30 protein-coding genes and 1 tRNA gene are annotated in these 25,347 nt (G+C 73.4%); 19 read left to right on the top strand and 12 right to left on the bottom strand.

Annotated features, from left to right (window positions below):
- On the top strand, window positions 1-398 hold a 398-nt coding region (locus A6V29_RS20535; protein WP_170977633.1), incomplete at its 5' end, for a hypothetical protein.
- Window positions 399-401: 3 nt separating this feature from the next.
- On the opposite strand, the gene A6V29_RS00735 is transcribed toward A6V29_RS20535, so the two are convergent.
- Window positions 402-899, bottom strand: coding sequence for a MarR family winged helix-turn-helix transcriptional regulator (locus A6V29_RS00735; RefSeq protein WP_137158497.1), 498 nt, complete (start codon window positions 897-899; stop codon window positions 402-404).
- A gap of 91 nt (window positions 900-990) precedes the next feature.
- Between A6V29_RS00735 and A6V29_RS00730 the strand changes: the two genes are divergently transcribed.
- From A6V29_RS00730 to A6V29_RS00715, 4 genes are all read left to right on the top strand, one after another.
- Window positions 991-1,563, top strand: coding sequence for a YceI family protein (locus tag A6V29_RS00730; protein ID WP_137158496.1), 573 nt, complete (start codon window positions 991-993; stop codon window positions 1,561-1,563).
- A gap of 166 nt (window positions 1,564-1,729) precedes the next feature.
- On the top strand, window positions 1,730-2,077 hold the full coding sequence (locus tag A6V29_RS00725; protein WP_137158495.1) for a hypothetical protein: 348 nt from the start codon (window positions 1,730-1,732) through the stop codon (window positions 2,075-2,077).
- Between the two features lie 101 nt (window positions 2,078-2,178).
- Window positions 2,179-4,068, top strand: a complete 1,890-nt coding sequence (gene typA / locus A6V29_RS00720; RefSeq protein ID WP_137158494.1) for a translational GTPase TypA — start codon at window positions 2,179-2,181, stop codon at window positions 4,066-4,068.
- A gap of 224 nt (window positions 4,069-4,292) precedes the next feature.
- Complete coding sequence (locus tag A6V29_RS00715; protein ID WP_137158493.1) at window positions 4,293-4,790, top strand: DUF5994 family protein; 498 nt, start codon at window positions 4,293-4,295, stop codon at window positions 4,788-4,790.
- Window positions 4,791-4,880: 90 nt separating this feature from the next.
- On the opposite strand, the gene A6V29_RS00710 is transcribed toward A6V29_RS00715, so the two are convergent.
- The 4 genes from A6V29_RS00710 to A6V29_RS00695 form a co-directional block, all read right to left on the bottom strand.
- Entirely contained in the window at window positions 4,881-5,801 is a 921-nt protein-coding gene (locus A6V29_RS00710) for a sulfite exporter TauE/SafE family protein (protein WP_137158492.1), read from the bottom strand.
- Between the two features lie 250 nt (window positions 5,802-6,051).
- The gene (locus A6V29_RS00705) at window positions 6,052-7,053 is read right to left on the bottom strand and encodes an inorganic phosphate transporter (RefSeq protein ID WP_137158491.1); all 1,002 of its coding nucleotides are present in this window, start codon (window positions 7,051-7,053) and stop codon (window positions 6,052-6,054) included.
- A gap of 5 nt (window positions 7,054-7,058) precedes the next feature.
- A complete protein-coding gene (locus A6V29_RS00700) occupies window positions 7,059-7,676 on the bottom strand; it encodes a DUF47 domain-containing protein (RefSeq protein WP_137158490.1) in 618 nt (205 codons plus the stop codon).
- 93 nt (window positions 7,677-7,769) lie between these two features.
- Window positions 7,770-8,330 (bottom strand): sigma-70 family RNA polymerase sigma factor, encoded by a 561-nt coding sequence (locus A6V29_RS00695; RefSeq protein WP_137158489.1) that lies wholly within the window; start codon window positions 8,328-8,330, stop codon window positions 7,770-7,772.
- 113 nt (window positions 8,331-8,443) lie between these two features.
- Between A6V29_RS00695 and A6V29_RS00690 the strand changes: the two genes are divergently transcribed.
- Genes A6V29_RS00690 through A6V29_RS00675 form a run of 4 tightly spaced genes read left to right on the top strand, consistent with a single transcriptional unit; the run spans window position 8,444 to window position 12,346 of the window.
- Window positions 8,444-9,085 carry a zf-HC2 domain-containing protein gene (locus A6V29_RS00690; RefSeq protein WP_137158488.1) on the top strand — a complete coding sequence of 214 codons (642 nt, stop codon included), beginning with the start codon at window positions 8,444-8,446 and terminating at the stop codon, window positions 9,083-9,085.
- Window positions 9,082-10,878: a copper resistance CopC family protein gene (locus A6V29_RS00685; protein WP_249932898.1), complete on the top strand. Its 1,797-nt coding sequence runs from the start codon at window positions 9,082-9,084 to the stop codon at window positions 10,876-10,878. The genes A6V29_RS00690 and A6V29_RS00685 overlap by 4 nt, the downstream gene beginning before the upstream one ends.
- A 32-nt stretch (window positions 10,879-10,910) precedes the next feature.
- Window positions 10,911-11,633: a YcnI family protein gene (locus A6V29_RS00680; protein WP_137158487.1), complete on the top strand. Its 723-nt coding sequence runs from the start codon at window positions 10,911-10,913 to the stop codon at window positions 11,631-11,633.
- Between the two features lie 5 nt (window positions 11,634-11,638).
- Window positions 11,639-12,346, top strand: coding sequence for an SCO family protein (locus tag A6V29_RS00675; protein ID WP_137158504.1), 708 nt, complete (start codon window positions 11,639-11,641; stop codon window positions 12,344-12,346).
- A gap of 57 nt (window positions 12,347-12,403) precedes the next feature.
- Here A6V29_RS00675 and A6V29_RS00670 read toward each other — a convergent pair whose 3' ends face one another.
- From A6V29_RS00670 to A6V29_RS00655, 4 genes are all read right to left on the bottom strand, one after another.
- Entirely contained in the window at window positions 12,404-13,120 is a 717-nt protein-coding gene (locus A6V29_RS00670; RefSeq protein WP_249932897.1) for a phosphocholine cytidylyltransferase family protein, read from the bottom strand.
- Between the two features lie 88 nt (window positions 13,121-13,208).
- Window positions 13,209-14,336 (bottom strand): CDP-glycerol glycerophosphotransferase family protein, encoded by a 1,128-nt coding sequence (locus A6V29_RS00665; RefSeq protein ID WP_137158486.1) that lies wholly within the window; start codon window positions 14,334-14,336, stop codon window positions 13,209-13,211.
- The gene (locus A6V29_RS00660; protein ID WP_137158485.1) at window positions 14,333-15,097 is read right to left on the bottom strand and encodes an HAD family hydrolase; all 765 of its coding nucleotides are present in this window, start codon (window positions 15,095-15,097) and stop codon (window positions 14,333-14,335) included. The genes A6V29_RS00665 and A6V29_RS00660 overlap by 4 nt, the downstream gene beginning before the upstream one ends.
- A gap of 33 nt (window positions 15,098-15,130) precedes the next feature.
- Window positions 15,131-16,666 (bottom strand): mannitol dehydrogenase family protein, encoded by a 1,536-nt coding sequence (locus A6V29_RS00655; protein WP_137158484.1) that lies wholly within the window; start codon window positions 16,664-16,666, stop codon window positions 15,131-15,133.
- A 453-nt stretch (window positions 16,667-17,119) separates the two neighbouring features.
- On the opposite strand from A6V29_RS00655, the gene A6V29_RS00650 reads away from it, so the two are divergent.
- From A6V29_RS00650 to A6V29_RS00620, 7 genes are all read left to right on the top strand, one after another.
- The gene (locus A6V29_RS00650) at window positions 17,120-17,893 is read left to right on the top strand and encodes a M23 family metallopeptidase (RefSeq protein WP_249932896.1); all 774 of its coding nucleotides are present in this window, start codon (window positions 17,120-17,122) and stop codon (window positions 17,891-17,893) included.
- A 52-nt stretch (window positions 17,894-17,945) separates the two neighbouring features.
- Complete coding sequence (locus A6V29_RS00645) at window positions 17,946-18,359, top strand: helix-turn-helix domain-containing protein (RefSeq protein WP_137158482.1); 414 nt, start codon at window positions 17,946-17,948, stop codon at window positions 18,357-18,359.
- Between the two features lie 20 nt (window positions 18,360-18,379).
- Window positions 18,380-18,790 carry a VOC family protein gene (locus A6V29_RS00640; protein ID WP_137158481.1) on the top strand — a complete coding sequence of 137 codons (411 nt, stop codon included), beginning with the start codon at window positions 18,380-18,382 and terminating at the stop codon, window positions 18,788-18,790.
- A 92-nt stretch (window positions 18,791-18,882) separates the two neighbouring features.
- A tRNA-Ala gene (locus tag A6V29_RS00635) sits at window positions 18,883-18,955 on the top strand.
- Between the two features lie 123 nt (window positions 18,956-19,078).
- A complete protein-coding gene (locus A6V29_RS00630; RefSeq protein WP_137158480.1) occupies window positions 19,079-19,693 on the top strand; it encodes a hypothetical protein in 615 nt (204 codons plus the stop codon).
- A gap of 59 nt (window positions 19,694-19,752) precedes the next feature.
- Window positions 19,753-20,499, top strand: coding sequence for a class I SAM-dependent DNA methyltransferase (locus A6V29_RS00625; RefSeq protein ID WP_137158479.1), 747 nt, complete (start codon window positions 19,753-19,755; stop codon window positions 20,497-20,499).
- A gap of 45 nt (window positions 20,500-20,544) precedes the next feature.
- Window positions 20,545-21,204, top strand: coding sequence for an enoyl-CoA hydratase-related protein (locus A6V29_RS00620; protein ID WP_137158478.1), 660 nt, complete (start codon window positions 20,545-20,547; stop codon window positions 21,202-21,204).
- Window positions 21,205-21,223: 19 nt separating this feature from the next.
- Here the strand turns inward: A6V29_RS00620 and A6V29_RS00615 are convergent, their stop codons facing one another.
- Both A6V29_RS00615 and A6V29_RS00610 read right to left on the bottom strand, forming a co-directional pair.
- The gene (locus A6V29_RS00615) at window positions 21,224-21,898 is read right to left on the bottom strand and encodes a TetR/AcrR family transcriptional regulator (RefSeq protein WP_137158477.1); all 675 of its coding nucleotides are present in this window, start codon (window positions 21,896-21,898) and stop codon (window positions 21,224-21,226) included.
- 6 nt (window positions 21,899-21,904) lie between these two features.
- Entirely contained in the window at window positions 21,905-22,462 is a 558-nt protein-coding gene (locus A6V29_RS00610; RefSeq protein ID WP_137158476.1) for a carboxymuconolactone decarboxylase family protein, read from the bottom strand.
- Between the two features lie 92 nt (window positions 22,463-22,554).
- On the opposite strand from A6V29_RS00610, the gene A6V29_RS00605 reads away from it, so the two are divergent.
- Genes A6V29_RS00605 through A6V29_RS00595 form a run of 3 tightly spaced genes read left to right on the top strand, consistent with a single transcriptional unit; the run spans window position 22,555 to window position 24,962 of the window.
- Window positions 22,555-23,631: a zinc-dependent alcohol dehydrogenase gene (locus tag A6V29_RS00605; protein ID WP_137158475.1), complete on the top strand. Its 1,077-nt coding sequence runs from the start codon at window positions 22,555-22,557 to the stop codon at window positions 23,629-23,631.
- 4 nt (window positions 23,632-23,635) lie between these two features.
- On the top strand, window positions 23,636-24,385 hold the full coding sequence (locus tag A6V29_RS00600; protein ID WP_137158474.1) for an alpha/beta hydrolase: 750 nt from the start codon (window positions 23,636-23,638) through the stop codon (window positions 24,383-24,385).
- A 46-nt stretch (window positions 24,386-24,431) separates the two neighbouring features.
- On the top strand, window positions 24,432-24,962 hold the full coding sequence (locus tag A6V29_RS00595; protein ID WP_137158473.1) for a gluconokinase: 531 nt from the start codon (window positions 24,432-24,434) through the stop codon (window positions 24,960-24,962).
- A gap of 6 nt (window positions 24,963-24,968) precedes the next feature.
- Here the strand turns inward: A6V29_RS00595 and A6V29_RS00590 are convergent, their stop codons facing one another.
- Window positions 24,969-25,322 (bottom strand): flagellar FlbD family protein, encoded by a 354-nt coding sequence (locus tag A6V29_RS00590; RefSeq protein ID WP_137158472.1) that lies wholly within the window; start codon window positions 25,320-25,322, stop codon window positions 24,969-24,971.
- Window positions 25,323-25,347 lie beyond the last annotated feature (25 nt).

The raw sequence follows: 25,347 nt of genomic DNA, 5'->3' as shown, positions 1-25,347 counted from the left end.
CGGGTGACCCGGCGGCCGTGCCGCTGCTGCGGGCGACGGCGGTCCGGCTCGCCGAGCTCGACGTCCCGCCCGATCGGCTGGAGTGCCTGTCGGTGCTCGCGGTCGCGCTGCTCGGCGAGGGCTGGCTCCGCGAGGCGCTCGAGGTGGTGGAGGAGGTGCTGGCCGGGCTGGACCTGGCCGTCGAGCCGGGCGCCGTCGAACCGGGCCGCGTGCTCGTCGACGTCCACCGGGTGCTCGCCGCGGCGGGGGACCCGCGCGCGGACGACGTCGCCCGCCGGGCCGCGGAGCACCTGGCCGAGCGGACCGCCCGGATCAGGGATGCGACCTTGCGCAGGGGCTACCTGTCGACGGCCGTCGCGCGGGAGCTCGGGCGGGTCGCCGGGACCGTCAGGACCTGACGGTCACCTCGGGCCGAGGTGGCGCAGGAGCGTCTCGCCGACGTCGCGCATGTTCTGCACCTGCTCGGGGGTGAGCTGGTCGAACAGGTGGGTGCGCACGCCTTCGACGTGCACCGGCGCGGCGGCCTCCAGGGCGGCGAAGCCGGCGTCGGTGAGCACCGCGAGCTGGCCGCGACCGTCCTCGGCGCACACCTCCCGGCGGACCCAGCCGCGCTCCTGCAGGCGGGACACCGCGTGCGACAGGCGGCTGCGGGAGGAGAGGCACCTGTCGGCGAGCTCGCTCATCCGCATCCGGCGCTCGGGCGCCTCGGAGAGCGCGACCAGGATCTCGTAGTACGCGTGCGAGATGCCGGTGGCGTGGGTGAGCTCACGATCGAGCCGATCCATGAGCAGCTGGGCGCTGTAGAGCCACGCGCGCCAGGCCTTCTGCTCCTCGGCGTCCAGCCAGCGCGGTTCGGCGACCGGGGCGGGCGGGGACGTGGGCCTGACGTGCGCGGACATTTTTTCATCCTACTGGCGGAATAGTTCTGCTTTCAACTACGCTACGGTCCGGCAGAAGGTCAAACGCTCAACTACCACCCCGGAGGACCCCATGACCAGCACGACCAGCACGCTCCGCCAGATCCCCGGCTACGTCGTCGGCACCTGGGACATCGACGCCGCCCACTCGACCGTCGGCTTCTCCGTCCGCCACATGATGGTGAGCAAGGTCCGCGGCTACTTCCGCAACTTCTCCGGCGTCATCGTCACCGCCGCCGACCCGTCGCAGTCGTCGGTCACCGCCACCATCGACATGGACTCGATCGACACCCGCCAGGAGCAGCGCGACGCCCACATCCGCTCCGCCGACTTCTTCGACGTCGGCAACCACACCGAGATGACGTTCCGTTCCACGGGCGTCGTCGCCCGCGGCGAGGACTGGTTCGTCGAGGGCGAGCTCACCCTCAAGGGCATCACCAAGCCGGTGACCCTCGAGCTGGAGATCAACGGCTTCGGCCCGGACGCCTACGGCGGCACCCGCGCCGGCTTCAGCGCCAAGTCGGTCATCAACCGTCGTGACTTCGGCGTCGACATCGACATGCCGATCGAGGGTGGTGGCGTCGTCGTCGGCGACAAGATCAGCATCGAGCTCGAGATCGAGGCCGTGCTCCGCGAGCAGGCCTGACCCGCACAGCACGTCACGAGAGGCCCCGGACGCACCGCCGTCCGGGGCCTCTCGCGTCGTCCTCCCTCGTCGTAGCGCCTCCTCCCTCACCGCCCACCGCGAGGGGGGAGGCGTCACGATCAGGGAACCTGATCAACGCCGCGCCGCGTCGGGGAGACTGGTCGACATGTCGACAGCCTCGCTGACCCGCACCCGGTTCCCCTCCGCCCTCCTGGTCGCCGTGGGGCTGGCCGCAGGGTTCGGCATCGCCCAGGGCACCGGGATCCGGGCGCTGGGCGGCGCGGTGTTCGCCGGCGCCGGCGTCGCGGCGGGGGTGCTGTGGCTGCGCCGTCGCGGTGCGGCCACCGCCGTCGCCCTCGCGGGCCTCTACGTCGCGGCCTTCGTGCTCGCCCACGTCCTGGCCATCGGGGTCGGGATGTCGGCCTGGCTCGCCGTGAGCCTGGTCACGCTGACCGCGGCAGGGGTGACGTTCGGGGTGGCAGACGGGCCGACCGACGACGCCGTCGCCCGCTGAGCGCGTAGAGTCGGACGGTCGCCGCGCCGGCGGCCGTTGGACGAGATGCCGCGCGCTGGACGTCGCTCGGCTCCCCGAAACCCTCTGAGGTGCCTCTCCGCATGCCCACTCGCGACGACCTGCGCAACGTGGCGATCATCGCTCACGTCGACCACGGCAAGACGACCCTGGTCGACGCCCTCCTCCGCCAGGCCGGTGCGCTCGGGCGCGCCAAGGGCGAGGGCACCGACGCCGACACCACGCAGGACCGCGTCATGGACTCGATGGACCTCGAGCGCGAGCGCGGCATCACCATCCTGGCCAAGAACACCGCGATCCGGCTGGCCGACGGCAACGGCAACCCCGTCGTCGTCAACATCGTCGACACCCCCGGGCACGCCGACTTCGGCGGTGAGGTCGAGCGCGGCCTGTCGATGGTCGACGGCGTCGTCCTGCTCGTGGACTCCTCCGAGGGCCCGCTGCCGCAGACCCGTTTCGTGCTGCGCAAGGCGCTGGGCAAGGGGATGCCGGTCATCCTCGCGGTGAACAAGACCGACCGCTCCGATGCGCGCATCGCCGAGGTCGTCGACGAGTGCTACGAGCTGTTCATGGAGCTCATGGAGGACGCCGGCCTGGACGCCGATGCCCTCGAGTTCCCGATCGTCTACTGCAGCGGCCGCGCCGGGAAGGCGTCGCTGACCCGCCCCGAGAACGGCTCCGAGCCCGACAACGACGACCTCGGTCCGCTGGTCACCACGCTGCTCGACACCATCCCCGCCCCGGTCTACGACGCCGAGGAGCCGCTGCGCGCGCAGGTCACCAACCTCGACGCGTCGCCCTACCTCGGCCGGCTCGCGCTGCTGCGCATCCACTCCGGTGAGATGAAGAGCGGCCAGCAGGTCGCGTGGTGCAAGGTCGACGGCAGCATCAAGAACGTCAAGATCACCGAGCTGCTGGTCACCGAGGGCCTCACCCGCACGCCCGCCGCCAGCGCCGGCCCCGGTGAGCTGGTGGCCATCGCCGGCATCGAGGACATCATGATCGGCGACACCCTCGCCGACCCGAACGACCCGCGCCCGCTGCCGCCGCTGGTCGTCGACGAGCCGTCGATCTCCATCACCATCGGGATCAACACCTCGCCGCTGGCCGGCAGGTCGGGCAAGAAGCTGACCGCCCGGCTGATCAAGAACCGCCTCGACCAGGAGCTGGTCGGCAACGTCAGCGTGCGGATGCTGCCCACCGACCGTCCCGACACCTGGGAGATGCAGGGCCGCGGCGAGCTCGCGCTGGCCATCCTCGTCGAGCAGCTGCGCCGCGAGGAGTTCGAGCTCACCGTGGGCCGCCCGACCGTCGTCACCAAGGAGATCGACGGCAAGCTGCACGAGCCGGTCGAGCGCGTCACGATCGACACCCCGGGCGAGTACGTCGGCACCCTGACCCAGGCCCTCGCCGTCCGCCGGGCCCGGCTCGAGAACCTGGTGCACCACGACACCGGCTGGGCGCGGATGGAGTACATCGTCCCGTCCCGCGGCCTGATCGGGTTCCGCACAGAGTTCCTCACCGAGACCCGCGGCACCGGCGTCCTCAACCACAACCTCGAGGGCTACGAGCCGTGGATGGGCGACATGCGCGCCCGGCCCACCGGCTCGCTGGTGGCCGACCGCCAGGGCGTCGCGACGACGTACTCGATGTTCTCGCTGCAGGAGCGCGGCTCGCTCATGGTCGAGCCGGGCACCGAGGTCTACGAGGGCATGATCGTCGGTGAGAACTCCCGTCCGGACGACATGGACGTGAACATCACCAAGGAGAAGAAGCTCACCAACATGCGCAAGTCCACCTCCGAGGAGCTCGAGCGGCTGATCCCGCCGCGGATCCTCAACCTGGAGCAGGCGCTGGAGTTCTGCGCCGAGGACGAGTGCGTCGAGGTGACGCCGGCGACCGTGCGGATCCGCAAGGTGGTGCTCGACCAGACCGAGCGCGGCAAGGCCAAGAACCGCAAGCCCAAGCCCTGACCCCCCGCCTGCCTTTCCGCGGAGAAGCAGGCTGCTTTTCCGCGGAGAAGCAGGATTCCGGGGCAGGGGAGTGCTCGGGGGATCACGACGGGTGATGGCGGGCCGTGGCGGCTCGCCACGCCCGTCACGCGCGCGCCGGGGGGCGCGCGGTGCGCCACCTACGTTCGTCTCGGAGCCGTAGGTCCGGGCTCCGCAGGGCGAGAGCAGGAGAGGCGGCCGAGCGCATGACCACGATCACCCGTACGGCTCCGGTGGAGAACGGCTTCCGGGGCGGCATCGACGTGCGGGTCAGCCTGCGGGACGGCGCGGGTGACGGGAGCTCGGCCTTCGACGGCGCTTGGTTCCCGCGCAGCCGCGACCTGCAGGTGGAGCTGCCGGAGCTGGTCGCCGAGCTCGACCGGCGCGGCGTGCGGATCGAGCGGTTCACCTACTCGCTGGACGCCTGGCAGCCGGCCGCGCGCAAGCTGGTCGTCTCCGGCCGCGTGGTCCGCACCGGTGGCTTCCGCAGCATGGATCCGATGGTGGTCTGCCTGACCTGGCAGGGCGGCAACCAGCGCGCCGACCTGCTCGTCGTCCCCCCGGAGACCGACGTGCTGACCGGGGCCCGCGCATTGCGGCTGTGCACCCGGCGGGGGTTGCCCAGCTCGCCGCAGATGGTGCTCGCGGCGGCGCGCTCGACGCCGCTGCCGCAGGTCCCGCAGCTGCACCGCCGCGCCGTCTGACCCCTGTTCGCGTCGTCGATGATCAGGTGACCTGATCGTGCGGCGTCCTCCCTCGTGGTCTGCGGTGAGGGAGGACGCCCGATGGTCAGGTCACCTGATCCCGACGGGCGAGGGCTGGGGAGTGAGGACGTCGGCCGACTCCAGCGCGCGGTCCTTGCGGTACTCGCGGAAGGACCAGACGACGGCGGCCGCCCAGACCACGCAGATCACCGCGTAGACGCCGTAGCGCGTGCCGTCCTCCGCGCCGATCCAGTCGCTCTTGAGCAGCGTCCGGGTGTTGGTGAGCACGATGATGCCGCCCACCATCGACCCGAGCATCCGCGGCGGGATGTGCCGCACCAGCCAGGCCGCGATCGGGGCGGCCACCAGACCGCCGCCGAGCAGCACGGCGACCCAGGCGAAGTTGATGCCCTGGGACCCGAGCGCGACCAGGAAGCCGAGCGAGGCGGCCAGCGCCACGAGGAACTCGGAGGTGTCGATGGAGCCGATGACCTTGCGGGGCTCCATCCGGCCGCTGGCGAGCAGCGCGGGCGTGCCCACCGGCCCCCAGCCACCGCCGCCGGTGGCGTCGACGAAGCCTGCGACCAGGCCGAGCGGGCCGAGGAACCGTTTGCGGACCGGCTTGCCGAGGTTGCGCCGGTCGAGGCCGCGCAGCGAGAACCGCACGAGCAGGTAGACGCCCAGCGACACGAGGATCAGCGACATGACGGGCGCCGCGACCTCGGTCGGCAGGTTCGACAGGAACGTCGCGCCGGCGAACGCGCCGATCGCGCCCGGCAGGCCGATCTTGGCGACGACCTTCCAGTCGACGTTGCCGAACTTCCAGTGGGAGAGGCCCGACGCGAGCGTCGTCCCGATCTCCGCGAGGTGGATGGTGGCCGAGGCGAGGGCCGGGTTGGTGCCGATGGCCAGCAGCAGCGTCGTCGAGGTGACGCCGTAGGCCATGCCGAGGCTGCCGTCGACGAGTTGGGCGCCCAGGCCGACGAGGGCGAGCAGGACGAAGGTCTTCACGGGGGACTGACTCCGGTCTCAGGGGCGCGGGCGCGCGAGGGCCCGCGGGAGAGGAAGGGGCGAGACGAGCGGCGCCGCGAACGGCGCGGGGTCAGCGGCCCGGACAGGCGGCGGCGCAGACGCGCAGGAGATCGACGTGCAGGCGGCTCACCAGGAGCAGCGTCGTCGGCGTCCGCGTCACGGCGATATATCTACCAGATCGGTGGACTTAGTGGTCAATGTGGCCGCCCACCCAGTGGGACGGCCGGTCTCAGCCGACGGCGAGGTCGGTGAGGAAGAACGCCACGGCGGCCACCGCGGCGGCCGCCGGCAGGGTGACCACCCAGGCCACGACGATGTTCCCGGCCACGCCCCAGCGCACCGCCGACAGCCGCCGGGTCGAGCCCACGCCCATGATCGAGGTGGTCGTGATGTGCGTCGTCGACACCGGGACGGCGAAGACCGTCGCGGTGGTCACCATGACGCTGGAGGCCACCGTCTGGGCGGCGAACCCGCCGGCCGGGGTGAGCTGGATGATCCGCCGGCCCATGGTCCGCATGATCCGGAAGCCACCCGCGTACGTCCCCGCGCTGATCGCCGCGGCGGCGGCCAGCACCACCCAGAACGGGACCTCGAAGTCGTCGATCTCGCCGGCGGTGAACAGCGCCAGGGTGATGATGCCCATCGTCTTCTGCGCGTCCTGCATGCCGTGGCCCAGGGCCATCGTCGCGGAGCTCACGATCTGCGCGTAGCGGAAGTTGCGGTTGGCCTTGCTGACCGTCGCCTTCCGGAACGTCCACAGCAGCGCCAGCATGAACAGGTAGCCCAGGCCGAACCCGACCAGCGGCGAGACCACCATCGGGATGAGGACCTTCTCGAACACGCCCATCCACTGCACGGAGTGGGCCGCCGCGAGCGCTGCGCCCACGAGCCCGCCGATGAGCGCGTGCGAGGAGGACGACGGCAGCCCGTACCACCAGGTGATCATGTTCCAGGTGATGGCGCCGATCAGGGCGGCGAAGACGATCTCGAGCCCGCCGCTGCCCTCGGGCGGGTCGATGATGCCGGCGCCGACGGTCTTGGCGACCTCGGTGGACAGCAGCGCGCCGATCAGGTTCATGACCGCCGCGAGCGCCAGGGCCACCCGCGGGGTGAGCGCCTTGGTGGAGACGGCGACGGCGATGGCGTTGGCCGCGTCGTGGAAGCCGTTGGTGTAGTCGAAGACCAGCGCCACCACGATGATGACGACGAGGCCGATGAACGCCGCGTCCACGGGCTCTAGGACTCCTTGACGGCGATCGTCTCGACCACGTTGGCCACGTGCTCGAAGTGGTCGGCCGCCTCCTCGAGCTGGTCGGCGACCTCCTTCAGCTTGAGGATCTCCAGCGCGTCGAACTCACCGCTGTAGAGCCGGGAGAGCAGCCGGCGGTAGAGCTTGTCGGCCTCGTTCTCCAGCCGGTTGACCTCGATCCAATAGTCGGAGAGGTCCTTGAGCGTCTTCAGCCGCGGCATCGCCTCGGCGGTCGTCTGCGCGCAGCGCTGCAGCAAGGAGGCCTGCTGGGCCATCTCCGCGGGCAGCGTGCCCAGCCCGGTGAGGATCACCAGGTCGGCGGCCGCCTCGATGGCGTCCATGACGTCGTCGAGGTAGCTGGCCAGGTTGTAGATGTCGTCCCGGTCGAACGGCGTCACGAAGCTCGTGTTGAGCGCGCGGAAGATCGCGTGCGTCGCCTGGTCGCCGACGTGCTCGAGGTCGCGCAGCTTCACGGCCAGCTCGGCGCGGCGCGCGTGGTCGTGGATGAACTCGCCGAGGACCTCGGTGGCGGTCACCAGGTTGTCCGCCGAGGCGGCGAACAGCGGGTAGAAGCTCGAGTCCTTGGGGCTGAAGCTGAAGGGCACGCGGTGGCTCCGTCTCGATCGATCCGCGGGGGCCGCCGCACGTGACGGTGACACGACCGTCGGGGAGCATAGGCTGCGATCGCCGACCGGACGTCAGCTGTGAGCGACGTCGCCGTCGTGCCCGTCCGCCGTCCCGCGGAGGGCCGCGACGAGTTCTGCCCGGCCGCGCGCCACGCGCGAGCGGATCGTGCCGACGGCGCAGCCCGCGACCTCGGCTGCCTCCGCGTAGGACAGCCCCAGCAGCTGGGTGAGCGCGAAGGCCTCACGCCGCTCCGGGTCGAGCCGGCCCAGGAGATCGGCCACCGCGGCGCCCTCACCGGTGGGGTCGGCACCTCCGGCGCCGGGCACCGCGGCCAGCGCGTCGTCGTCACCGACCAGCACGAGCCGGCGGCGACGCCGGCGCCGCACGGCGTCGGCGCAGACCCGGCGGGCGATGGACAGCAGCCAGGTGCGCACCGAGGACCGGCCCTCGAAGCGGTGCAGCGACTGGAAGGCGCGCAGGTAGGTCTCCTGGGCCAGGTCGTCGGCCGAACCGGGGTCGCCGAGGGCGGCGCACAGCCGCCAGACGTCGGACTGCGTCGCCCGCACGAGCGCCGCTGCGGCCAGCGGGTCGCCCGCGGCTGCGTCGGCGGTGATGCGGGCGAGGTCGTCCATTCCTCCATCCTCCCGGTCCGGCGGGCGGAGGCGGCGGTCGGTCGCCCTCCCGACCCCGAGATTGTGACCGGGATCGCGGGAACTTCCGAGAGGCCGCCGACGACCAGTAGGACATGTCCTGCCAGCCGTTCCGCGAAGCGGTCTCCGCCCGCCTCGACGACGAGCCCCTCGGGCTGCCCGGCCGCGCGCTCGACGAGCACCTCTCCGGCTGTTCCGCCTGCGCCTCCTGGGCGGCCGACGCCGCCGCGGTGACCCGGCGGGCACGGCTCGCCACCGCCCCTGTCGTGCCCGACCTGACCGCGGTCGTCCTGGGGGCGCTGCCGCGGGAGCTGCCGGGAGCGGCTGCGGCCGCCCGGGCCCGGCTGGTGGAGACGGGCCTGCGCTTCGCGTTGCTGGCCATCGGGGTGGCCCAGACGGGGTTGGCCTGGCCGCTGCTCGTCACCGGCGCCGGCGCGATGAGCGCGCCGATGCACATGGCGCACGAGACGGGCGCCTGGAACATCGCCGTGGGCGCCTCGTTCCTCGCCGTGGCGGCGTTGCCGCGGCTCGCGGCGGGCGCCCTGCCCTTCCTGGGCACGCTGAGCGTCGTCCTGGTCTGGGTGACCGCCGCCGACCTCGCGGCGGGGCACGTGCACCTGGAACGGGCGGCCGCCCACCTCCTGCTGCTCGGCGGGGTGGTCCTGGTGGCGACGACGGCCTGGCGGAGCCGCCGGCAGCGGTCGGCGCACGCCGTGGGCCGGCGGGTCGTCGCGTGACCAGGCTGCTGCCGCTGCGCACGGTCCTGGTCTTCCTGGTCGCGCTCGTGGGCTGGCTCGGGGCGGGCGTGGTCGCGGCCGCCCCCGCGGCCGCGCACGCCACGCTCGTCTCCACCGACCCCGCCGAGGGCGCGCGGCTGGACGACGCACCCGACGCGGTGACGCTGGAGTTCAGCGAGGGCGTCTCCCTCGGGGCCGGTTACGCGCGGGTCAGCACCGCCGACGGCCAGGAGGTGGACGGCGGTGAGGCGTCGGTCGACGGCCGGGTGGTCACCATCCCGCTACCCGACGGGATGGAGGACGGCGGCTACCTGGTCGCCTACCGGGTCATCTCCAGCGACTCCCATCCGATCTCCGGCGCCTACTCCTTCGTGGTGGGGGAGGGGGAGCTGGTGCCGGCGGGCGCGAGCGCGGAGACGGCGGACGCCGATCCGGTCGTGGCCGCGCTGCTGCCGGTGGTGCGGGCGATCGGGTACGGCGGGATCGCGCTCGCCGTCGGCATACCCGTGCTGGCGCTGCTGTGCTGGCCCGCCGGCTGGCGGTCGGGCCCGCTGCGCCGTCTCGCGACCGGAGGCGCGCTGACCGCCGCGGTCGCCGCGCTGCTGACCTTCCTGCTGCAGGGGCCGTACTCGGCCGGCACCGGCCTGGCGGACGTGGTCGACCCGGACCTGATCTCGGCGACGGTCACCTCCGGCGGCGGCTGGTCGCTCCTCGTCCGCGCCGTCCTCGCCCTGGCCCTGGCGGCTGCGCTGGCACCGGCCTGGCGCCGCGGCGAGGCGCCGCATGGGCCGCGGCTCGCGGCCGCCGCGACGTTCGCGATCGGCCTCGTGGTGGCCACCGCCGCGATCGGCCACCCGGTCGCCGGCTCCTGGCCGGTGCTCGCCGTCGCGGTGGCCGCCGTCCACGTGGCCGCGATGGCCGTGTGGCTCGGGGGCCTGACCGGCCTGCTGCTCGGGCTGCTGCGCCCGGGCCCGGACGCGCACACGCTGGCCGCGGCGATGTCCCGCTTCTCCCGCGTCGCCTTCGCCGCCGTGGTGGCGCTCGTGGTGAGCGGCGTCGTCCAGGCGGTCCGCGAGGTGGCCTCGCCCACGGCGCTGTTCGGCAGCACCTACGGCCGCCTGCTGCTGGTCAAGATCGTCGTCGTCCTCGTGGTGCTGGGCGCTGCCGGGGTCTCCCGGGTCTGGGTGCAGCAGCGGCTGGGCGTGCGTCGGCCCCGGCCGGGCGGCGTGCGGCGGGTGACCGCGCAGGCGTTCGCCGCGCCGGCCGGCGAGACGGTCGGGGGTGGGGACGGCGACGAGACCGCGAGCGCGCGGGAGCGGGCCCAAGCGGAGCACGCGGTGGACCACCTGCCGTCGCTGCGCCGCTCCATGCTGGTCGAGGCGGTGGCCGCGGCCCTCATCCTCGTGCTCTCCGGCGTCCTCGTCGGCACGCCGCCGGCCCGCTCCTCGGTCGCCCAGCCGGTGGACGTCGTGCTCGCGTTGCAGGGCACGTCCGGGGAGGCGGGCAGCGTGCAGCTGTCGGTCGACCCGGGCACGGTCGGCCCGAACGAGCTGCGCCTCTACCTCTTCGACCCCCAGGGCCGGCTCACCCAACCCGCCGACATCGACGTCTCGCTGGTCGAGCCGAGCCAGGACCTCGGCCCCATCGCCGTCACCCTCCAGCCGGCCGGGCCGGGGCACTACGTCGCCCCGGCCATGCCGGTGCCCAGCCCCGGGACCTGGACCGTGACCGTGTCCGTCCGCCTCGACGAGTTCTCCGCCGCCACGGCGAGCACCGACCTCCGGGTGCGGTGACAGTGCCGCTCCCACCGATGAACAGGAGATCCATGTCCATGTCCCGATCCCGGGTGACCGCCGTCCTCGCGGCGGCGCTGCTCGCGCTCGTCGCGTCGGTGTCCGTCGCATCGACGGCAGCCGCGCACGTCACCGTCTCGTCCGCCGACGCGTCTCCCGGCGGCTACGGGAAGCTGGTCTTCCGGGTGCCCAACGAGAGCGACGTCGCGAGCACGGTGGGTCTGCGCATCCAGATCCCGGAGGAGGCGGCGATGCCCTCCCTGCGCTACCAGCCGACGCCGGGCTGGGAGGCGACGCTGACCACCGCCGACCTGGCCGAGCCCATCGAGTCGCACGGGCGCGAGATCACGTCCTACGTCTCCGTCGTGGAGTTCCGCGCCACGGGGGAGGGCATCGCCCCGGGTGAGTTCCAGGAGTTCGCGCTGTCGGGCGGCCCGTTCCCCGACAGCACCGAGCTGTCCTTCCCGAGCGTGCAGACCTACAGCGACGGCAGCGAGTCGGCCTGGATCGAGCCGACGGTGAACGGCGAGGAGCCCGAGCGGCCGTCGCCGGTGCTCACCCTGGGCGCCGCGGACAGCGGCGACGACGGTGCCGCCGTCTCGAACGCGGGCGCGGGCAGCGATGCCGCCGAGGCCGACGCCGACGACGACTCGACGGCGGGCATCGCGCTGGCCGTCGCGATCGTCGCGCTGCTGGGGGCGATCGCCGCCGTCGTCCTCGGGGTGCGCGCCGGCCGACGTACCGTGTCTTCGTGATCCGAATGCTCCCGAGCCGTGCCGCCCGCCGCCCGGTCATCGCCCGGCGGCGGGCGGCGCTGCCCGCCCTCCTCCTGTCGGCCGGGCTGGTGCTGTCCGCCTGCGGCGGGTCGTCGACGACCGAGGGGGACGACGCGCATTCTTCCGGGGGAGGGCACGACCACGCGGCGCAGGCGCCGGCCGTGGTGCAGGGCCCGGAGGACACCTACGCGGGCTTCGACCTGGCCGAGCCCTACCGCCGGCCGACCTTCTCGCTCACCGACACCACCGGGGCGCCGTTCGACTTCCGGACGCAGACGGCGGGCAAGCCCACGCTGCTCTTCTTCGGCTACACGAACTGCCCGGACGTCTGCCCGACCACCATGGCCGACGTCGCGGTGGCGCTGCGCACCGTGGATCCGGAGATCGCCGAGCAGGTGCAGGTCGTCTTCGTGAGCACCGACCCGGCCGTCGACACCCCGGAGGTGCTCGGGGAGTACCTGGGCCGGTTCGACGGCGACCTGCCGAACCGGTTCATCGGGCTCACCGGCAGCCAGGAGGACGTGGTGACGGCGCAGCTCGCGGCGGGCGTGCCCCAGGCCGAGGACGACGGCCGGATGCACTCGACGCTGCTCCTGCTGTACGGGACCGACGACGAGGCGCGCGTCGCGTTCGACACCGCCAACGACTTCCGGGACATCGCCTCCGATCTCGAGCTGGTCGTCGGCAGCTGATCGTCGGCTGACCCCCGTCGGCGGCCGGCCGGGACGACGGTCCCGGCCGGCCCCGGCTCAGCCGACCTCGGCGGAGAGGTCCGCGACGGTGTTCAGCGGGAACAGCGAGTTCGCGCGGGCCAGGTCGGTCTCGAAGTCGACCTCGACGGCGTGGAAGGCCGAGATGTCCACGGGGCGCACCCGCAGCCCCTCGCTGGCGATCGCGGTCTCGATGCCGCGCTCGAAGTAGTCCTGGTCACCGCAGGCGCGCAGGTGCTCGATCAGCACCGCCTTGTCGGCCGACGAGACGTAGTTGATGCCCACGGCCTCGCCCAGCCCGCCGGAGACGGTCTTGGACAGCTCCGCCACGAACCCGTCGCCGTCGAGGGTGTACTTGACCTCCTCCTCGGCGACGGCGCTGGTGTCGACGCACACGAAGCTCTGGTCGGCGGCGATCGTCGGCAGCGCGTGCTCGAGCACCGCCGGATCGAACACCACGTCACCGTTGAGCCACAGGACGCCGCCCTCGCGGGTCGAGCGCAGCCCGCGCAGCAGGCTCTTCGAGGTGTTCGTGACGGCGAAGTCGGGGTTGTAGGCGAACAGCAGATCGGGCGCGGCCTTCATGATCCGCTTGCTCCGGTAGCCGACCACGGCCGTGATGCTGACGTCCTCGCCGAGGACGCCGCGCAGGCCGTCGAGCTGGCGCTGCAGGATGCTGCGGCCGTCGCGGAGCTGGGTCAGCGGCTTGGGGTCCTGCCGGCCGAGGCGGGTGCCCATGCCGGCGGCGAGGATCACCACCTGGACCGACGGCGTGGCGGACCGCCGGCCGGTTGAGCGCGTCGAGAGGGGTGCCATTCCCCGCCGGACGGGGTTGAGTACGCGGTCACCGGTGCGCACGGACATCATCTCCCTCGGTGCTGCTGGACTGCCCGGACGCGGTTGCGGTCGGGAGGACGAGATCGAGGACCCGCCGGGTCGCGGCGCCGTCCTCGAGGTGGGTGAAGGTCTCCTGGAATTGGGCGTACCGCCCGGCGTACTGCTCGCTGATCCGGTCGATGTCGGCGATCGCCGCGACGAGCTCCTCGCTGGTGCCGACCAGCGGTCCCGGCGCCACCTCGGCGAGGTCGAAGTAGAAGCCGCGCAGCTGGTCGCGGTAGCGGTCGAGGTCGTAGGTGAAGAAGACCATCGGCCGGCCGGTGATGGCGAAGTCGAACATGGTCGAGGAGTAGTCGGTGACCATGAGGTCGGCGGCCAGGTACAGGTCCCGGATGTCAGGGTGGCTGCACACGTCCCGGACCACGGAGCCCTCGACGACCTCCAGCCGGCTCATGACCATGTTGTGCAGCCGGAGCAGGAGCACGTGGTCCTCGCCGAGGCGGTCGGTGAACGCGTCGAGGTCGATCGGGAACTCGAAGTCCCGGCCGTCGCCGCCCTCGAAGACCAGGTCGTCGCGCCAGGTGGGCGTGTAGAGGACGACCTTCTGGTCGGCGTCGATGCCGAGGTCGGCGCGCACCTGCGCCCGGATCTCGTCCCGCCGGGGGCTGGTGAGCAGGTCGTTGCGCGGCAGCCCCGTCTCGTGGACGGGCCCGGTGAAGCCGAAGGCCCGGCGCAGCCGGTCGGTGGTCACGGCGTTGGGGGAGAGCAGCAGGTCCCAGCGGGCGATGTCCTGGTCCAGGTAGGCCAGCCGGCCCTCGGGCGCCCACAGCACGTCGTTGTGGATGCGCTTGAGCATCGTGCCGTGCCAGGTCTGCAGGTAGGTGGTGCCGGGGCGCTTCTCCCAGTCCAGCGGGATGTGGTCGTTGGAGACGACGAGGTCGGCGGCCTCCAGCGCGGCGATCGACTCCGGGCTGCCGAAGGTCACCGTCGCGACGTCGTCGGGGAAGGTGGCCTGCGTGTGCGGCGCCGACAGCCAGGTGTGGGTGGCGTCGACGCCGCGGGTCAGGAGCTCCTCGTAGAGCGCGCGCGGGCTGTCGGAGAAGTGGCCGCGGAAGGCGACGTAGACGATGTTCACCGGGCCACCTCCGCGGCCCGGCGCTCGAGCAGGGGGAGCAGCAGGTCGGCGAGCTGCTGCCAGTCGCCGACGACGGTCAGCGCGCCGGCCGCCAGCAGCGCCTCGGCCCGCTGCTCCCGCTCCTCGGGGAGCACGAAGAGCACGTTGCCGACGACGGGGCAGCCGGCCGCGACCGCCGAGGTCACCCCGGCGACGGCGTCCTCCACGGCCAGGCCCTGCGCCGGATCGATCCCCAACTGCGCGCAGGCGTGCAGGTAGACGGCCGGGTCGGGCTTGCTCGTCGGGGTGGGCAGCGAGTCCTCGGCGCTGAACCGGCGCGCCGGCGGCAGCAGCTCGACCAACCCGGTCGCGGTGAAGCAGGCGGCCAGCCGGGCGAGCGCGCTGGAGCTGACGACGGCGAGCTCCAGGGAGCCGGCCAGGCGGCGCAGGGCGTCCTGCGTCGGCGGGTGCGGGCGCAGCACGTGGCCCAGGTGCTCGGTGACCACCCGGCGCTCCTCGGCGACCCACGGCTCGACGTCGACGTCCGGCATCCCCGCCTGCTCGGCCAGGGTGCGCGCCGTCGTCCGGAAGTTCATCCCCGTGGCGGCCGCCCTCAACTCGGTCGCGGTGAAGCGCCGGTCGATCCCGAGCGAGGCGAGGAAGGCGTTGGTCACCTCGACGGACGCGTCGAAGGCCGGCTCCTCGGACGGGAAGAGGTTCCCGTCGGCGTCGCAGAGCAGGTGGGTCACCCGCTCGACGGCCGTCGGCGGAAGGGTCGGCACAGAGGTCTCCGTTCGGGGGTCGGGTGGGCGGGGTCAGTGCAACGGGGCGGCGGTCGCGGCGGCGAGGGTGGCGCGGACGCCGTCGCGGTCGAGGCGGACGAGCGCCTCGCGCAGGGCGGCGACGAACGCCGCGTCGTCGCCCAGGCCGCCGAAGATCGACCGCAGGTCGAGCAGCGGCCGCGGATCGTCGCCGCCGGCGCGGGCGCGGGCCCGCAGCAGCTCCGCGTGCGGGTCGTCGATCACCAGCGGACCGCCCCGCTCGTCGGTGCCCCGGAGATAGCGCAGCCAGCCGGCCAGGCCGAGGGTGAGCAGCCGGTGCGGGCGGCCGGAGGCCAGCGCCTCGTGCAGCGAGGGCAGCAGGTGGTGCGGCATCTTCGTCGAGCCGCGCCGGCACAGCCGGGGCAGCCCGTCGGAGATCGCCGGGTTGGCGAAGCGTTGCAGGAGCGTCCGCTTGTAGTCGGCGAGGTCGATGCCGGGCGGCTCGGGCAGCAGCGGGGTGACCTCGTCGTCCATCATCCGCTCGACGTACCGGGCGAAGACCGGCTCGGCCATGACCTCGTCGAGGGAGCGCAGGCCGGCGAGCGAGCCCAGGTAGCCGAGCGCGCAGTGGCTGGCGTTGAGCAGCCGGGTCTTCATCAGCTCGTAGGCCGCGACATCGGGCACGAAGCGCACGCCGACCTCGTCCAGCGGTGGGCGGCCGTTGCAGAACGTGTCCTCGATGACCCACTGCGAGAACGGCTCGGTGATGACCGGCCAGCGGTCGTCGACGCCGTAGCGGCGGGCCACCGCCTCCCGCTCGCCGGGCGGGGTGTGCGGGGTGATCCGGTCGACCATGCTGCTCGGGAAGGCCACCCGGTCGCTGATCCAGCGCGCCAGCACCTCGTCGCGGAGCCGCGCGAAGCCGACCACCGCGTCGCGGGCGGCGTCGCCGTTGCGGTGCATGTTGTCGCAGGAGACGACGGTGAACGGGGCGAGCCCCGCGCGACGGCGCCGGTCGAGCGCCTCCACGAGGTAGCCGAACACCGTCCGGGGGGTCGCGGGGGAGCGCAGGTCGGCCTGGATGTCGACGTCGTCGGCGTCGAACGTTCGGGTCGACGGGGAGAGACGGTAGCCGCTGCCGGTGATCGTCAACGACACCATGCGGGTGCGCTCGTCGGTGAGCAGGTCGAGGACGCGGGCCGGGTCGTCGGGGGCGAAGTGGTAGTCGACCATCACGCCGACGACGCGGGCCCGCTCGCCGTCGGGGCTGCGCTCCACCACCGTGTACAGGTGGTCCTGGGGGGCGAGCGCGTCCTTCATCGTGCGGCTGTGCAGGCCGACGCCGACCACGCCCCAGCCGCTGCTGATCCGCCGCTCGGCGACCTCGTCGAAGTACAGGAGCTGGTGGGCGCGGTGGAAGCCGCCCACGCTGAAGTGGACGACGGCCGGGGTGAGGGCGGCGCGGTCGTAGGTGGGCACGGAGAGCTGGTCGCCGTACCGGCCGAGCGAGCTCTGCGTGAGGGGATGGGCCACGACGTTGGCCGGCGGGGCGGCCCCGGTGGAGGACAGGAGTACCTCGACCTGCGTCATCACACCCCTCCCTCGTCGCGTCCGTGCTGCCGACTCCGGCGGCCGACCCGAGTCGGACCGGTGGTGTCGAGCAGTACACGGGCGCGGCACCAGCCGCGCAACGTTTCCGGCGCCGATGTGTCCCTGTCGCAACCGAGACGCTGGCGTTCGGCCGGCGCGGGTGTTTTCACGCCTGAGAGCGCTTCATTGCCTGGCCGGGGCCCGTCCAAACCGGAGCCGGCTGCAGTGGGTCGAGGGTCACACCGGGGCAGCGCGCCGGACGGCGCGGCCGCGCTGAATGACAGCCGTGTAGGTAACGTGTGTGACGAGTGGGGTGGGTGAGGCGCCGCGCTCGGCGTGTCACGGGCAACGCGCCGTGCGTCTGGTCACGAATCCGTCACGCAATGTTTCGATTGCGGGGCCGCGTGAACCGGCATCCCCCACTTGCGAACGGGCACCTGCATGCACCCACGGATGGGCTCCGAGACCCCGACCGACCTCCTGGTCGCGGTGGGCCCCGCCACCGGTCGGCGCGCCGCCGCCAGGCACTCGCGGCGCGCGGCGACCCCGCGGGTGCGGCGCAGCCCGGGCGTGCTCCTCGGTGCCCTGCTGGCCGGCGGCCTGGCGGCGGCCACGCTGAGCCTCCCGGGCGCAGCGGGGGCGACGGCGGGCACGTCGGTGCTGGTGGCGCAGCAGCAGATGTTGGGCGCCGAGGAGCAGTTGGAGGTGCTGCCCCAGGCGTCGGTGACGGTGGCCGAGGCGGAGGCCCGGCTGCACGAGGTCGCGGCCTCGCGGGCGGCTCGGGCCGAGGCGGCCGCGGAGGCGGAGGCAGCCGCCGCGGAGGCCGCGCGGCCGAAGGCGGTGCTGCCGGTCGCCGGTGCGCGGCTGACCAGCGGTTACGGGAGCCGGTGGGGCAGCTTCCACTACGGCATCGACCTGGCCGCGCCCATGCACACGCCCGAGTACGCGGCCGTCGACGGGGTGGTGCTCCGGGCCGGCTCGGCGTCGGGCTTCGGGCTGGCCGTCTACATCCTGCACGCCAACGGCGACGTCACCGTCTACGGCCACATGGACAAGATCCTGGTCAAGCCGGGGCAGTACGTGGACGCCGGCGAGACGATCGCGCTGCTGGGCAACCGCGGCCAGTCGACCGGGCCGCACCTGCACTTCGAGGTGCACAAGGGCGGGCTGGACGGCAAGCGGGTCAACCCGGTGACCTGGCTGCGCGAGCGCGGCGTCTCCATCTGAAGCAGGACCGGCTCTGGCCCCTGGGAGCCCGTCGTTCCCTAGGGTCGCCTCCGTGAGCCGGGCGGTCGAGGAGTCCAACCGTCGGCTGCTGCGTGCCCGGGACGAGATGGACCGGCGCTACGCCGAACCGCTCGACATCGCGACCCTGGCGCGCGTCGCGCTCGTGTCGGAGGCGCACTTCATCCGCACCTTCCGGGCCACGTTCGGGGAGACGCCGAATCGGTACCTGCAGCGACGGCGGGTCGAGCGCGCGATGGTCCTGCTGCGGTCGGGCGACCGCAGCGTGACCGACATCTGCATGGACGTCGGCTTCTCCGGCCTGGGCACGTTCAGCCGGGTGTTCCGGGAGATCGTCGGGGAGCCGCCGAGCGTCTACCGGAGCCGGGGGCCGCTGCCGCCGGTGCCGTCCTGCTTCGCGATGGCCTGGCTGCGACCGAGCAGTTTCGGAGAAGCATCGAGGGGGTGAGCGCTCCTAGCGTTCCGGTCATGATCACTCGTCTGAACATCTCCGGCATCTACGTCCTCGACCAGGACCAGGCGCTCGACTTCTACGTGGGCAAGCTCGGACTCGAGGTCGACACCGACGCCGACCTGGGCTTCATGCGGTGGCTCACGGTCCGCGTCCCCGGCACCGACCAGAAGATCCTGCTCGAGCGGCCGGGGCCGCCGGCCATGAGCGAGGAGACCGCCGCCGAGGTCCGCGCGATGCTGACCAAGGGCGCCGCTGGCGGAACCCTGTTCTTCGCCTGCGAGGACGCCTACAGGACGTACGCCGAGCTCAAGGCCAAGGGGGTCGAGCTCTCCGAGGAGCCCGAGGACTGGGACTACGGCATCGACTTCGGCCTGCGCGACCCGTTCGGCAACAACGTCCGTATCGCCCAGCTGAAGGAGGGCTGACCCACAGCCGCGCCGCCCACCCCTGCGACGTCCGGCTCGATCGGGGCTGTACAGTTGCCTGCGGCTCGGGCACACCAGACCGGGCCGGGTACGGGGCTGTGGCGCAGCTGGTAGCGCACCACACTGGCAGTGTGGGGGTCAGGGGTTCGAGTCCCCTCAGCTCCACCCGTCGATCAGGCCGTCCTCCCTCCGGGGAGGGCGGCCTGACTCGTTCCGCTGTCCGTGCTCCCGGCGCGCACGGCTCCGCCATCCCGGTCCCCGGTCCTCCTGCGGGTACCGTCATCGGCCATGCGCCGATCGCTCCTCCCCGCGCTGGCGGCGATCGCCGTGACGGTGGCCGCCTGCGGCTCCGGGGAGGACGCCGACGCCGCTGCTCCGACGCCCACCCCGCCCGCGGAGGGCACCCCGGCGGCGTCGACCGGCGAGGCGGCGCCGCTGCTGTCCGACCTCGAGGCGCAGCGCAACGAACGCGGCAACGTGCCCAGGCAACTGGGCGAGCTCGCCGGCGTCCGCCCCGGGGGCGCCCCGGGGGCCGCGCCGCAGGCGGCGATCCGCGTCGAGCAGATCGTCGTCGACCCGGAGTGCGAGTCCGAGGAAGTTCCGGTGAACGGCCGTTTCGTCGCCCTCGAGATGTCGGTGCTGACGACGCCCGACCTCGATCCGCGGGTGCCGATGTCCTTCACCGAGGAGCGGTTCTCCGTCCTCGCCCCGGACGGGACCTCGATCACGACCGAGGACAGCAACGCGTCGGACTGCCTGGATCCGGAGGTGTTCGTCCCCAACATGCGGTTCCCGGCGGGGGTGGAGTACCGGGGCTGGCTGGTGCTCGACGTTCCCGTCGGCTCGGGGACCGTGGTCTACAGCCCGCCCGGCGCGACCGGCGGCTGGGAGTGGCAGTTCTGACCGTCTGAGGTTGCCGGAAATGGTACGCCCGGTTCGCCGGCTGCGGCCACCATGCCCGGATGAGCAGCAGCGACCTCTGGGACGAGGCGACGGCGGCGGCCTACGACGACGCCGCGGCGCACATGTACGCGCCGGAGGTGCTCGACCCGGCGGTCGACCTCCTGGCCGGGCTGGCCGACGGCGGTCCGGCGCTCGAGTTCGCGATCGGCACCGGCCGGGTCGCGCTGCCGCTGATCGACCGCGGCGTGCCGGTCACCGGGATCGAGCTCTCCCCGGCGATGGTCGAGGTGCTGCACCGGAAGCGGGCCGGCGTGCCCGTCGTCGTCGGCGACATGGCGACCAGCACGGCAGCCGGGGAGTACGCGCTGGTCTACGTCGTCTGGAACAGCATCGGGAACCTCCGCACGCAGGACGAGCAGGTGGCCTGCTTCCGCAACGCCGCGCGGCACCTCACGCCGGGCGGGCGCTTCGTCGTCGAACTCGGTGTCCCGGCGCTGCGCCGCTTCCCGCCCGGCCAGTCCGCGGTGCCCTTCCACGTCGGCAGGAGGCACGTCGGGTTCGACACCCTGGACCTGGTGAGCCAGCAGGGCACCTCGCACCACTACTCGCGCCTGGCCGACGGCACGGTCACCTACCAGGCCAGTCGCTTCCGCTACATCTGGCCGGCCGAGTGCGACCTGATGGCCCGGCTCGCCGGGCTGGAGTTCGAGCAGCGGCTGGCCGACTGGCACGGCAGCCCCTTCACGGGCGACAGCGAGAGCCACGTCTCGGTCTGGCGCAGACCCCCGGAGGCCGGGACGGCATGATCAGCGGGGACCGGCCCGCCGCGCCCTCCCCGGAAGGAACCCCGCATGCCCACGCTCGACCGCTCCGGCGACGTCTTCGTCCTCGACCTCGGGAACTCGGAGAACCGCTTCCACCCGGACTGGCTGGCCGCGGTCGACGCCGCCCTCGAGGAGGTCGAGCGGGCCGAGGGGTCGCGCGCACTGGTCACCACAGCCACGGGCAAGTTCTTCTCCAACGGCCTGGACCTCGACTGGCTGTCGGCCCACGCGGACGAGAACGCCGCGTACGTCGCGAGCGTCCACCGGCTCTTCGCCCGCGTCCTGGCCCTGCCGGTGCCGACCGTCGCCGCGATCCAGGGACACGCCTTCGCCGCCGGCGCCATGCTGACCCTGGCGCACGACGTCCGGGTCATGCGTGCCGACCGCGGCTTCTGGTGCCTGCCCGAGGTCGACATCCAGATCCCCTTCACTCCTGGGATGTCGGCGCTCATCCAGGGGCGGCTGGCTCCGCAGACGGCGCACGTCGCCATGACCACCGGCCGCCGCTACGGCGGCGAGGAGGCCGCGGCCGCCGGCATCGTCGACCAGGCGGTGGCCGAGGACGCGGTCCGGAGCACGGCGGTGGAGATCGCCACCGGCCTCGCCGGCAAGGCGGGGGAGACGCTGGGCACGATCAAGGCGCGCATGTACGGCCCCGCGCTGGACGTGCTGCGCAGCGACGGCTGAGCGCAGCGACCGCTGGGGCTCAGCGCGCCGCGGCGGCCTGCCCCTCGACCGGACCCGCCGCGAGCCGGGTGGCGGCGGCCTCCGCGTCCCGCTGGGTGACCGGCACCCCGCTCAGGGCGGCGCCGGTGGGCCGGAGGCCCGCCACGACGACCTGCAGGTGCCGCTGCACCAGCGGCGCGGCGTGCGAGCCCGGGACGCCGGGCAGCGGGCGGGCGACGGCGAGCAGCAGGCTCCACACCTCGAAGGAGGTGACGTCGCCGCGCAGCACGCCGCGGGCACGCAGGGCGTCGACCAATCGGTCGATGGCGCCGAGCGTGCCGCGCCGCGCCTCGTCGAGCGCCGGGTCGTCCAGCAGCGCGGTACTGCGCACCAGCGTCAGCAGGTACGGGCCGACCCAGTCGCGGACGACGGCCTGCAGCAGGTCCTGCCAGGCCTGCTCGGCGTCGGCGGCTGCGGTCGTCTCCTCGAGCGAGCGCAGTCCCGCCTCCGCCACGGCCCGGCACTCGGCCAGGCTGAGCTGGGCGACCGCCGACAGCAGCGACGCACGGTCGGGGAAGCGCCGGTACAGGGTCGCCGTCCCGACGCCGGCCGCCCGGGCGACGACGTCCAGCGGCACGTCCACGCCCTGCTCGACGAACAGCTGCCGGGCGGCGACCAGCAGGGTCTGCCGGTTCCGCGCGGCGTCGGCGCGCACCGGCGGCTACTCCGGGAAGCCGGAGAACCCGGGCTCGAGCTGGGTCCCCGCGCTGTTCAGGACGAAGCCGAGCATGTGGTACTGCCCGACGACCATGAGCAGCTCGATGACCTCGGCGGTGTCGAAGCGCCGGCTCAGCGCCTCGTAGGTGGCCTGGCTGACGCGGGAGTCGGCGTGCAGCTCGTCGACGGCGGTGAGCAGCAGGGCGTCGTCGGCGTCCCAGGACGGATCCGTGGGACCGGCCGCCACCGCGGCGACCTGCTCCTCGGTCAGCCCGGCCCGCTGCGCGAGCGGGACGTGGTGGCCCCACTCGTACTCCGCCCGGCACAGCCAGGCGCTGCGCAGGATCAGCAGCTCGCGGTCGCGGTGCGAGAGCCGGCCCGAGGAGAGCAGCTGGCCGCCGAAGGGCAGCCAGGCGCCGAACAGCGGTCCGTGGTGCGCCAGCGTGGAGAACACCCGCATCGGCTCGCCGTCGGCGGTCTTCGGCACCCGCTCGAGCAGGCGCTGCACATCGGGGTCGCAGTCCTGCGGACTGACCGGCGGGATCCTGGGCTCGCTGGGCACGGCGACTCCGTCTCTCCGAAGGGCTATCTGAGAGCGGAAGCTATCAGATAGCGTGCCGGAAAAGTCCCGAGCCGACCGCCCGAGGAGCCCCCGTGAGCCGCACCGCACGCGCCGCCGTCCTGACCTCGCCCGGTACCTTCGAGGTCCGCGAACTCCCGCTGCCGGCCATCGCCGACGACGAGGCGCTCCTGCGGGTCGAGGCCTGCGGGCTGTGCGGCAGCGACCTGGACGCCTGGAACGGCAGCTGGGGCATCCCGTACGAGTACATCCCCGGCCACGAGGCGGTCGGCGTCATCGAGCAGATCGGCCCGGCGGCGGCGAAGCGGTGGCGGGTCGGCGTCGGATCGCGGGTCGCGGTCGAGCCCTCGACGCCGTGCGGCACGTGCGCCCAGTGCCTCGACGGGGAGTACCTCAGCTGCCAGACGGTCCGCGGCATGCACGGCGCCCGCGACATCCAGCGCGGCTCGGGCCTGTGGGGCGGCTACGCCGAGTACCTGCACCTCGGCCCGCGGGCCCTCGTGCACGAGATCGACCCCGAGCTGCCCCTGGAGCTCGCCTCGCTCTGGAACGCCATGGGCGCGGGCTTCGACTGGGTCGTCGACGCCGGTGGCGTCGGCATCGGCGACACCGTGGTCATCCTGGGCTCCGGCCAGCGGGGCCTCGCCTCCGTGGTCGCCGCACGCACGGCCGGCGCCGGGACGGTGATCGTCACCGACCTCGCCGCCGCCCGGCACAAGCTGGACCTGGCGTTGGAGTTCGGCGCCGACCACGCGATCGCCGCCGACGAGCAGGACGTGGTGGAGACGGTGCGGGAGCTCACCGCCGGCCGCCTGGCCGACGTCGTCGTCGACACCGCCGGCCACGCGACGCAGACCGCGGTCGACGCCGTGAACGCCGTCCGCCGCGGGGGCACCGTCGTCCTCGCCGGGATCAAGGGCAGGCCGGTGCCGGAGTTCTCGACCGACGCCGTCCTCGGCCGCTCGATCACGCTGAAGGGCGTGCTCGGCGTGCACGCCCGCAACTTCCGCCGCGCGATCTCCGTGCTCGAGTCGCGTCGGTTCCCGCTGGAGCGGATGCACACCCACGCGTTCTCGATCGACGCCGCCGACGAGGCGCTGCAGGTGCTCGCCGAGGGCGAGGGCGCCATCCACGTGTCGGTGCGACCCTGACCGCGTGACCCCCTCCGGCGAGGACCGCTCGGTGCTGGACCTGCCCGCCCCCGGCCCCGACCTCGTCCTCCGGTACGGCACGCACCCGGACGCCGTCGTCGACGTCCGGTTCGGTCGTGGCGAGGCAGCGGAGCGCCCCCTCGTGGTCGTGGTCCACGGCGGGTTCTGGCGTCCGGCCTACGACCGGGTGCACCTGCGTCCGCTGACCGACGCGCTGGCCGCGGCAGGTCTCACGACGGCGGCCATCGAGTACCGCCGCACCCCCGGACGGCCCGACGACACGATCGACGACGTCGTCGCGGCGCTCGGGATGCTGGCCGGCGCCGGTGCGCTCGCCGGGCGCTGCGACGGGCGCCTCCTCCTGGCCGGGCACTCCGCCGGCGGCCACCTGGTGCTCCACGCCGCCGCCGATCCCCGTGCTCCGGCGATGGCCGGGGTGGTCGCGCTGGCGCCGGTGGCCGACCTCGGTCTCGCCGAGGCGCTGGCCCTCGACGGGGACGCCGTCGCCGCCTTCCTGGGTCGGCCGGCCGCGGACCGTCCGGACCTCGACCCGGTGCGGCGGCCGGCGCCCGGGGTCCCCGTGACGGTCGTGCACGGTGCCGACGACGAGCTCGTCCCGCTCGCCCTCGCGCAGTCCTACGCCGCCACCCACCCCGCGGTGAAGCTGGTCACCGTCGAGGGCGGGCACTTCGCCGTCATCGACCCGCGCAGCACCGCGTGGCCCGAGGTGCTCGCCGCCCTCTCGGCCGGCTGAGGGTCCCCGGCCGGTACCGCGGTGCTCGACGCCCTACGGTCGGTCCATGCAGGTCGAGCCGGGGAGCACCACCATCGTCGTCATGGGGGTGTCCGGCTCGGGCAAGTCCACCGTCGCCGCCGAGCTGGTCGCCCGGCTCGGGTGGCCGTTCGCCGAGGGCGACGACTTCCACCCGCGGGCCAATGTCGAGAAGATGGCCGCCGGCCGGCCGCTGGACGACGAGGACAGGTGGCCGTGGCTGCGGTCGCTCTCGGCGTGGATCGGGGAGCACGAGGCGGCCGGACGGTCGGCCGTCGTCACCTGCTCGGCGCTCAAGCGCAGCTTCCGGGACGTGCTGCGGGACGGGCGCCCGTCGGTCTGGTTCGCCCACGTGACCGCGGACGCCGCGGTCCTCCGCGAGCGGATCGAGCAACGCACCGGCCACTACATGCCGTCGTCGCTGCTGGACAGCCAGCTGGCCCTGCTCGAGCCGTTGGGCCCGGACGAGCCGGGCGCTGCGGTTCCCGGCACCGGCTCACCCGGTGCGGTCGCCGACGCGCTGCTGGCTGCGCTGCGGCAGGAACGGGCGATCCGGTAGGAGCGGTCAGTCCCGGGCTGGGTCGCCCGCGTCGGTGGACGCCGGCCGGCGGTCGGCCGGGGAGCCCGGGTGGTCGCCGTCCCGGCTTCGGGCCCGCCGCTCCACCCGCAGCGTGGACGTACGCACGTCCGAGGCGTGGTCGGCGATCTGGGCGGTGCCTCCGGCCAGCCGCTTCTGGACCACCAGCAGGGCGGCGTGGTGGTCGCGGATGATGCGGACGACCTCGTCGACGGGGGCCGCGACGGCGTAGGTGCGGCCGTGGACCGTGTGGATCACCGTGTCGGGCACGGTCTCGATCCGCTCGATGGTGTTCGGGTCGATCGAGTAGAGCTCGCCGTTGCGGCAGGTCACTGCGATCACGGAACGGTCCTTCCGCTGGTCGGGG

Source organism: Blastococcus sp. CCUG 61487 (assembly GCF_005222955.1).
Lineage (GTDB): Bacteria > Actinomycetota > Actinomycetes > Mycobacteriales > Geodermatophilaceae > Blastococcus.
The sequence above is the reverse complement of the archived record's forward strand: the minus strand, read 5'-3'. Positions and strand labels throughout refer to the sequence as shown.

Excerpts from the sequence above, each read along its gene's own strand:
- A6V29_RS00735 (WP_137158497.1), bottom strand. The coding sequence starts at position 899 with ATGTCCGCGCACGTCAGGCCCACGTCCCCGCCCGCCCCGGTCGCCGAA.
- typA (WP_137158494.1), top strand. The coding sequence starts at position 2,179 with ATGCCCACTCGCGACGACCTGCGCAACGTGGCGATCATCGCTCACGTC.
- A6V29_RS00640 (WP_137158481.1), top strand. The coding sequence starts at position 18,380 with ATGATCACTCGTCTGAACATCTCCGGCATCTACGTCCTCGACCAGGAC.
- A6V29_RS00595 (WP_137158473.1), top strand. The coding sequence starts at position 24,432 with ATGCAGGTCGAGCCGGGGAGCACCACCATCGTCGTCATGGGGGTGTCC.
- A6V29_RS00620 (WP_137158478.1), top strand. The coding sequence starts at position 20,545 with ATGCCCACGCTCGACCGCTCCGGCGACGTCTTCGTCCTCGACCTCGGG.
- A6V29_RS00690 (WP_137158488.1), top strand. The coding sequence starts at position 8,444 with ATGTCCTGCCAGCCGTTCCGCGAAGCGGTCTCCGCCCGCCTCGACGAC.
- A6V29_RS00725 (WP_137158495.1), top strand. The coding sequence starts at position 1,730 with ATGTCGACAGCCTCGCTGACCCGCACCCGGTTCCCCTCCGCCCTCCTG.
- A6V29_RS00625 (WP_137158479.1), top strand. The coding sequence starts at position 19,753 with ATGAGCAGCAGCGACCTCTGGGACGAGGCGACGGCGGCGGCCTACGAC.
- A6V29_RS00715 (WP_137158493.1), top strand. The coding sequence starts at position 4,293 with ATGACCACGATCACCCGTACGGCTCCGGTGGAGAACGGCTTCCGGGGC.
- A6V29_RS00730 (WP_137158496.1), top strand. The coding sequence starts at position 991 with ATGACCAGCACGACCAGCACGCTCCGCCAGATCCCCGGCTACGTCGTC.
- A6V29_RS00630 (WP_137158480.1), top strand. The coding sequence starts at position 19,079 with ATGCGCCGATCGCTCCTCCCCGCGCTGGCGGCGATCGCCGTGACGGTG.
- A6V29_RS00655 (WP_137158484.1), bottom strand. The coding sequence starts at position 16,666 with ATGACGCAGGTCGAGGTACTCCTGTCCTCCACCGGGGCCGCCCCGCCG.
- A6V29_RS00680 (WP_137158487.1), top strand. The coding sequence starts at position 10,911 with ATGTCCATGTCCCGATCCCGGGTGACCGCCGTCCTCGCGGCGGCGCTG.
- A6V29_RS00650 (WP_249932896.1), top strand. The coding sequence starts at position 17,120 with ATGGGCTCCGAGACCCCGACCGACCTCCTGGTCGCGGTGGGCCCCGCC.
- A6V29_RS00675 (WP_137158504.1), top strand. The coding sequence starts at position 11,639 with ATGCTCCCGAGCCGTGCCGCCCGCCGCCCGGTCATCGCCCGGCGGCGG.
- A6V29_RS00695 (WP_137158489.1), bottom strand. The coding sequence starts at position 8,330 with ATGGACGACCTCGCCCGCATCACCGCCGACGCAGCCGCGGGCGACCCG.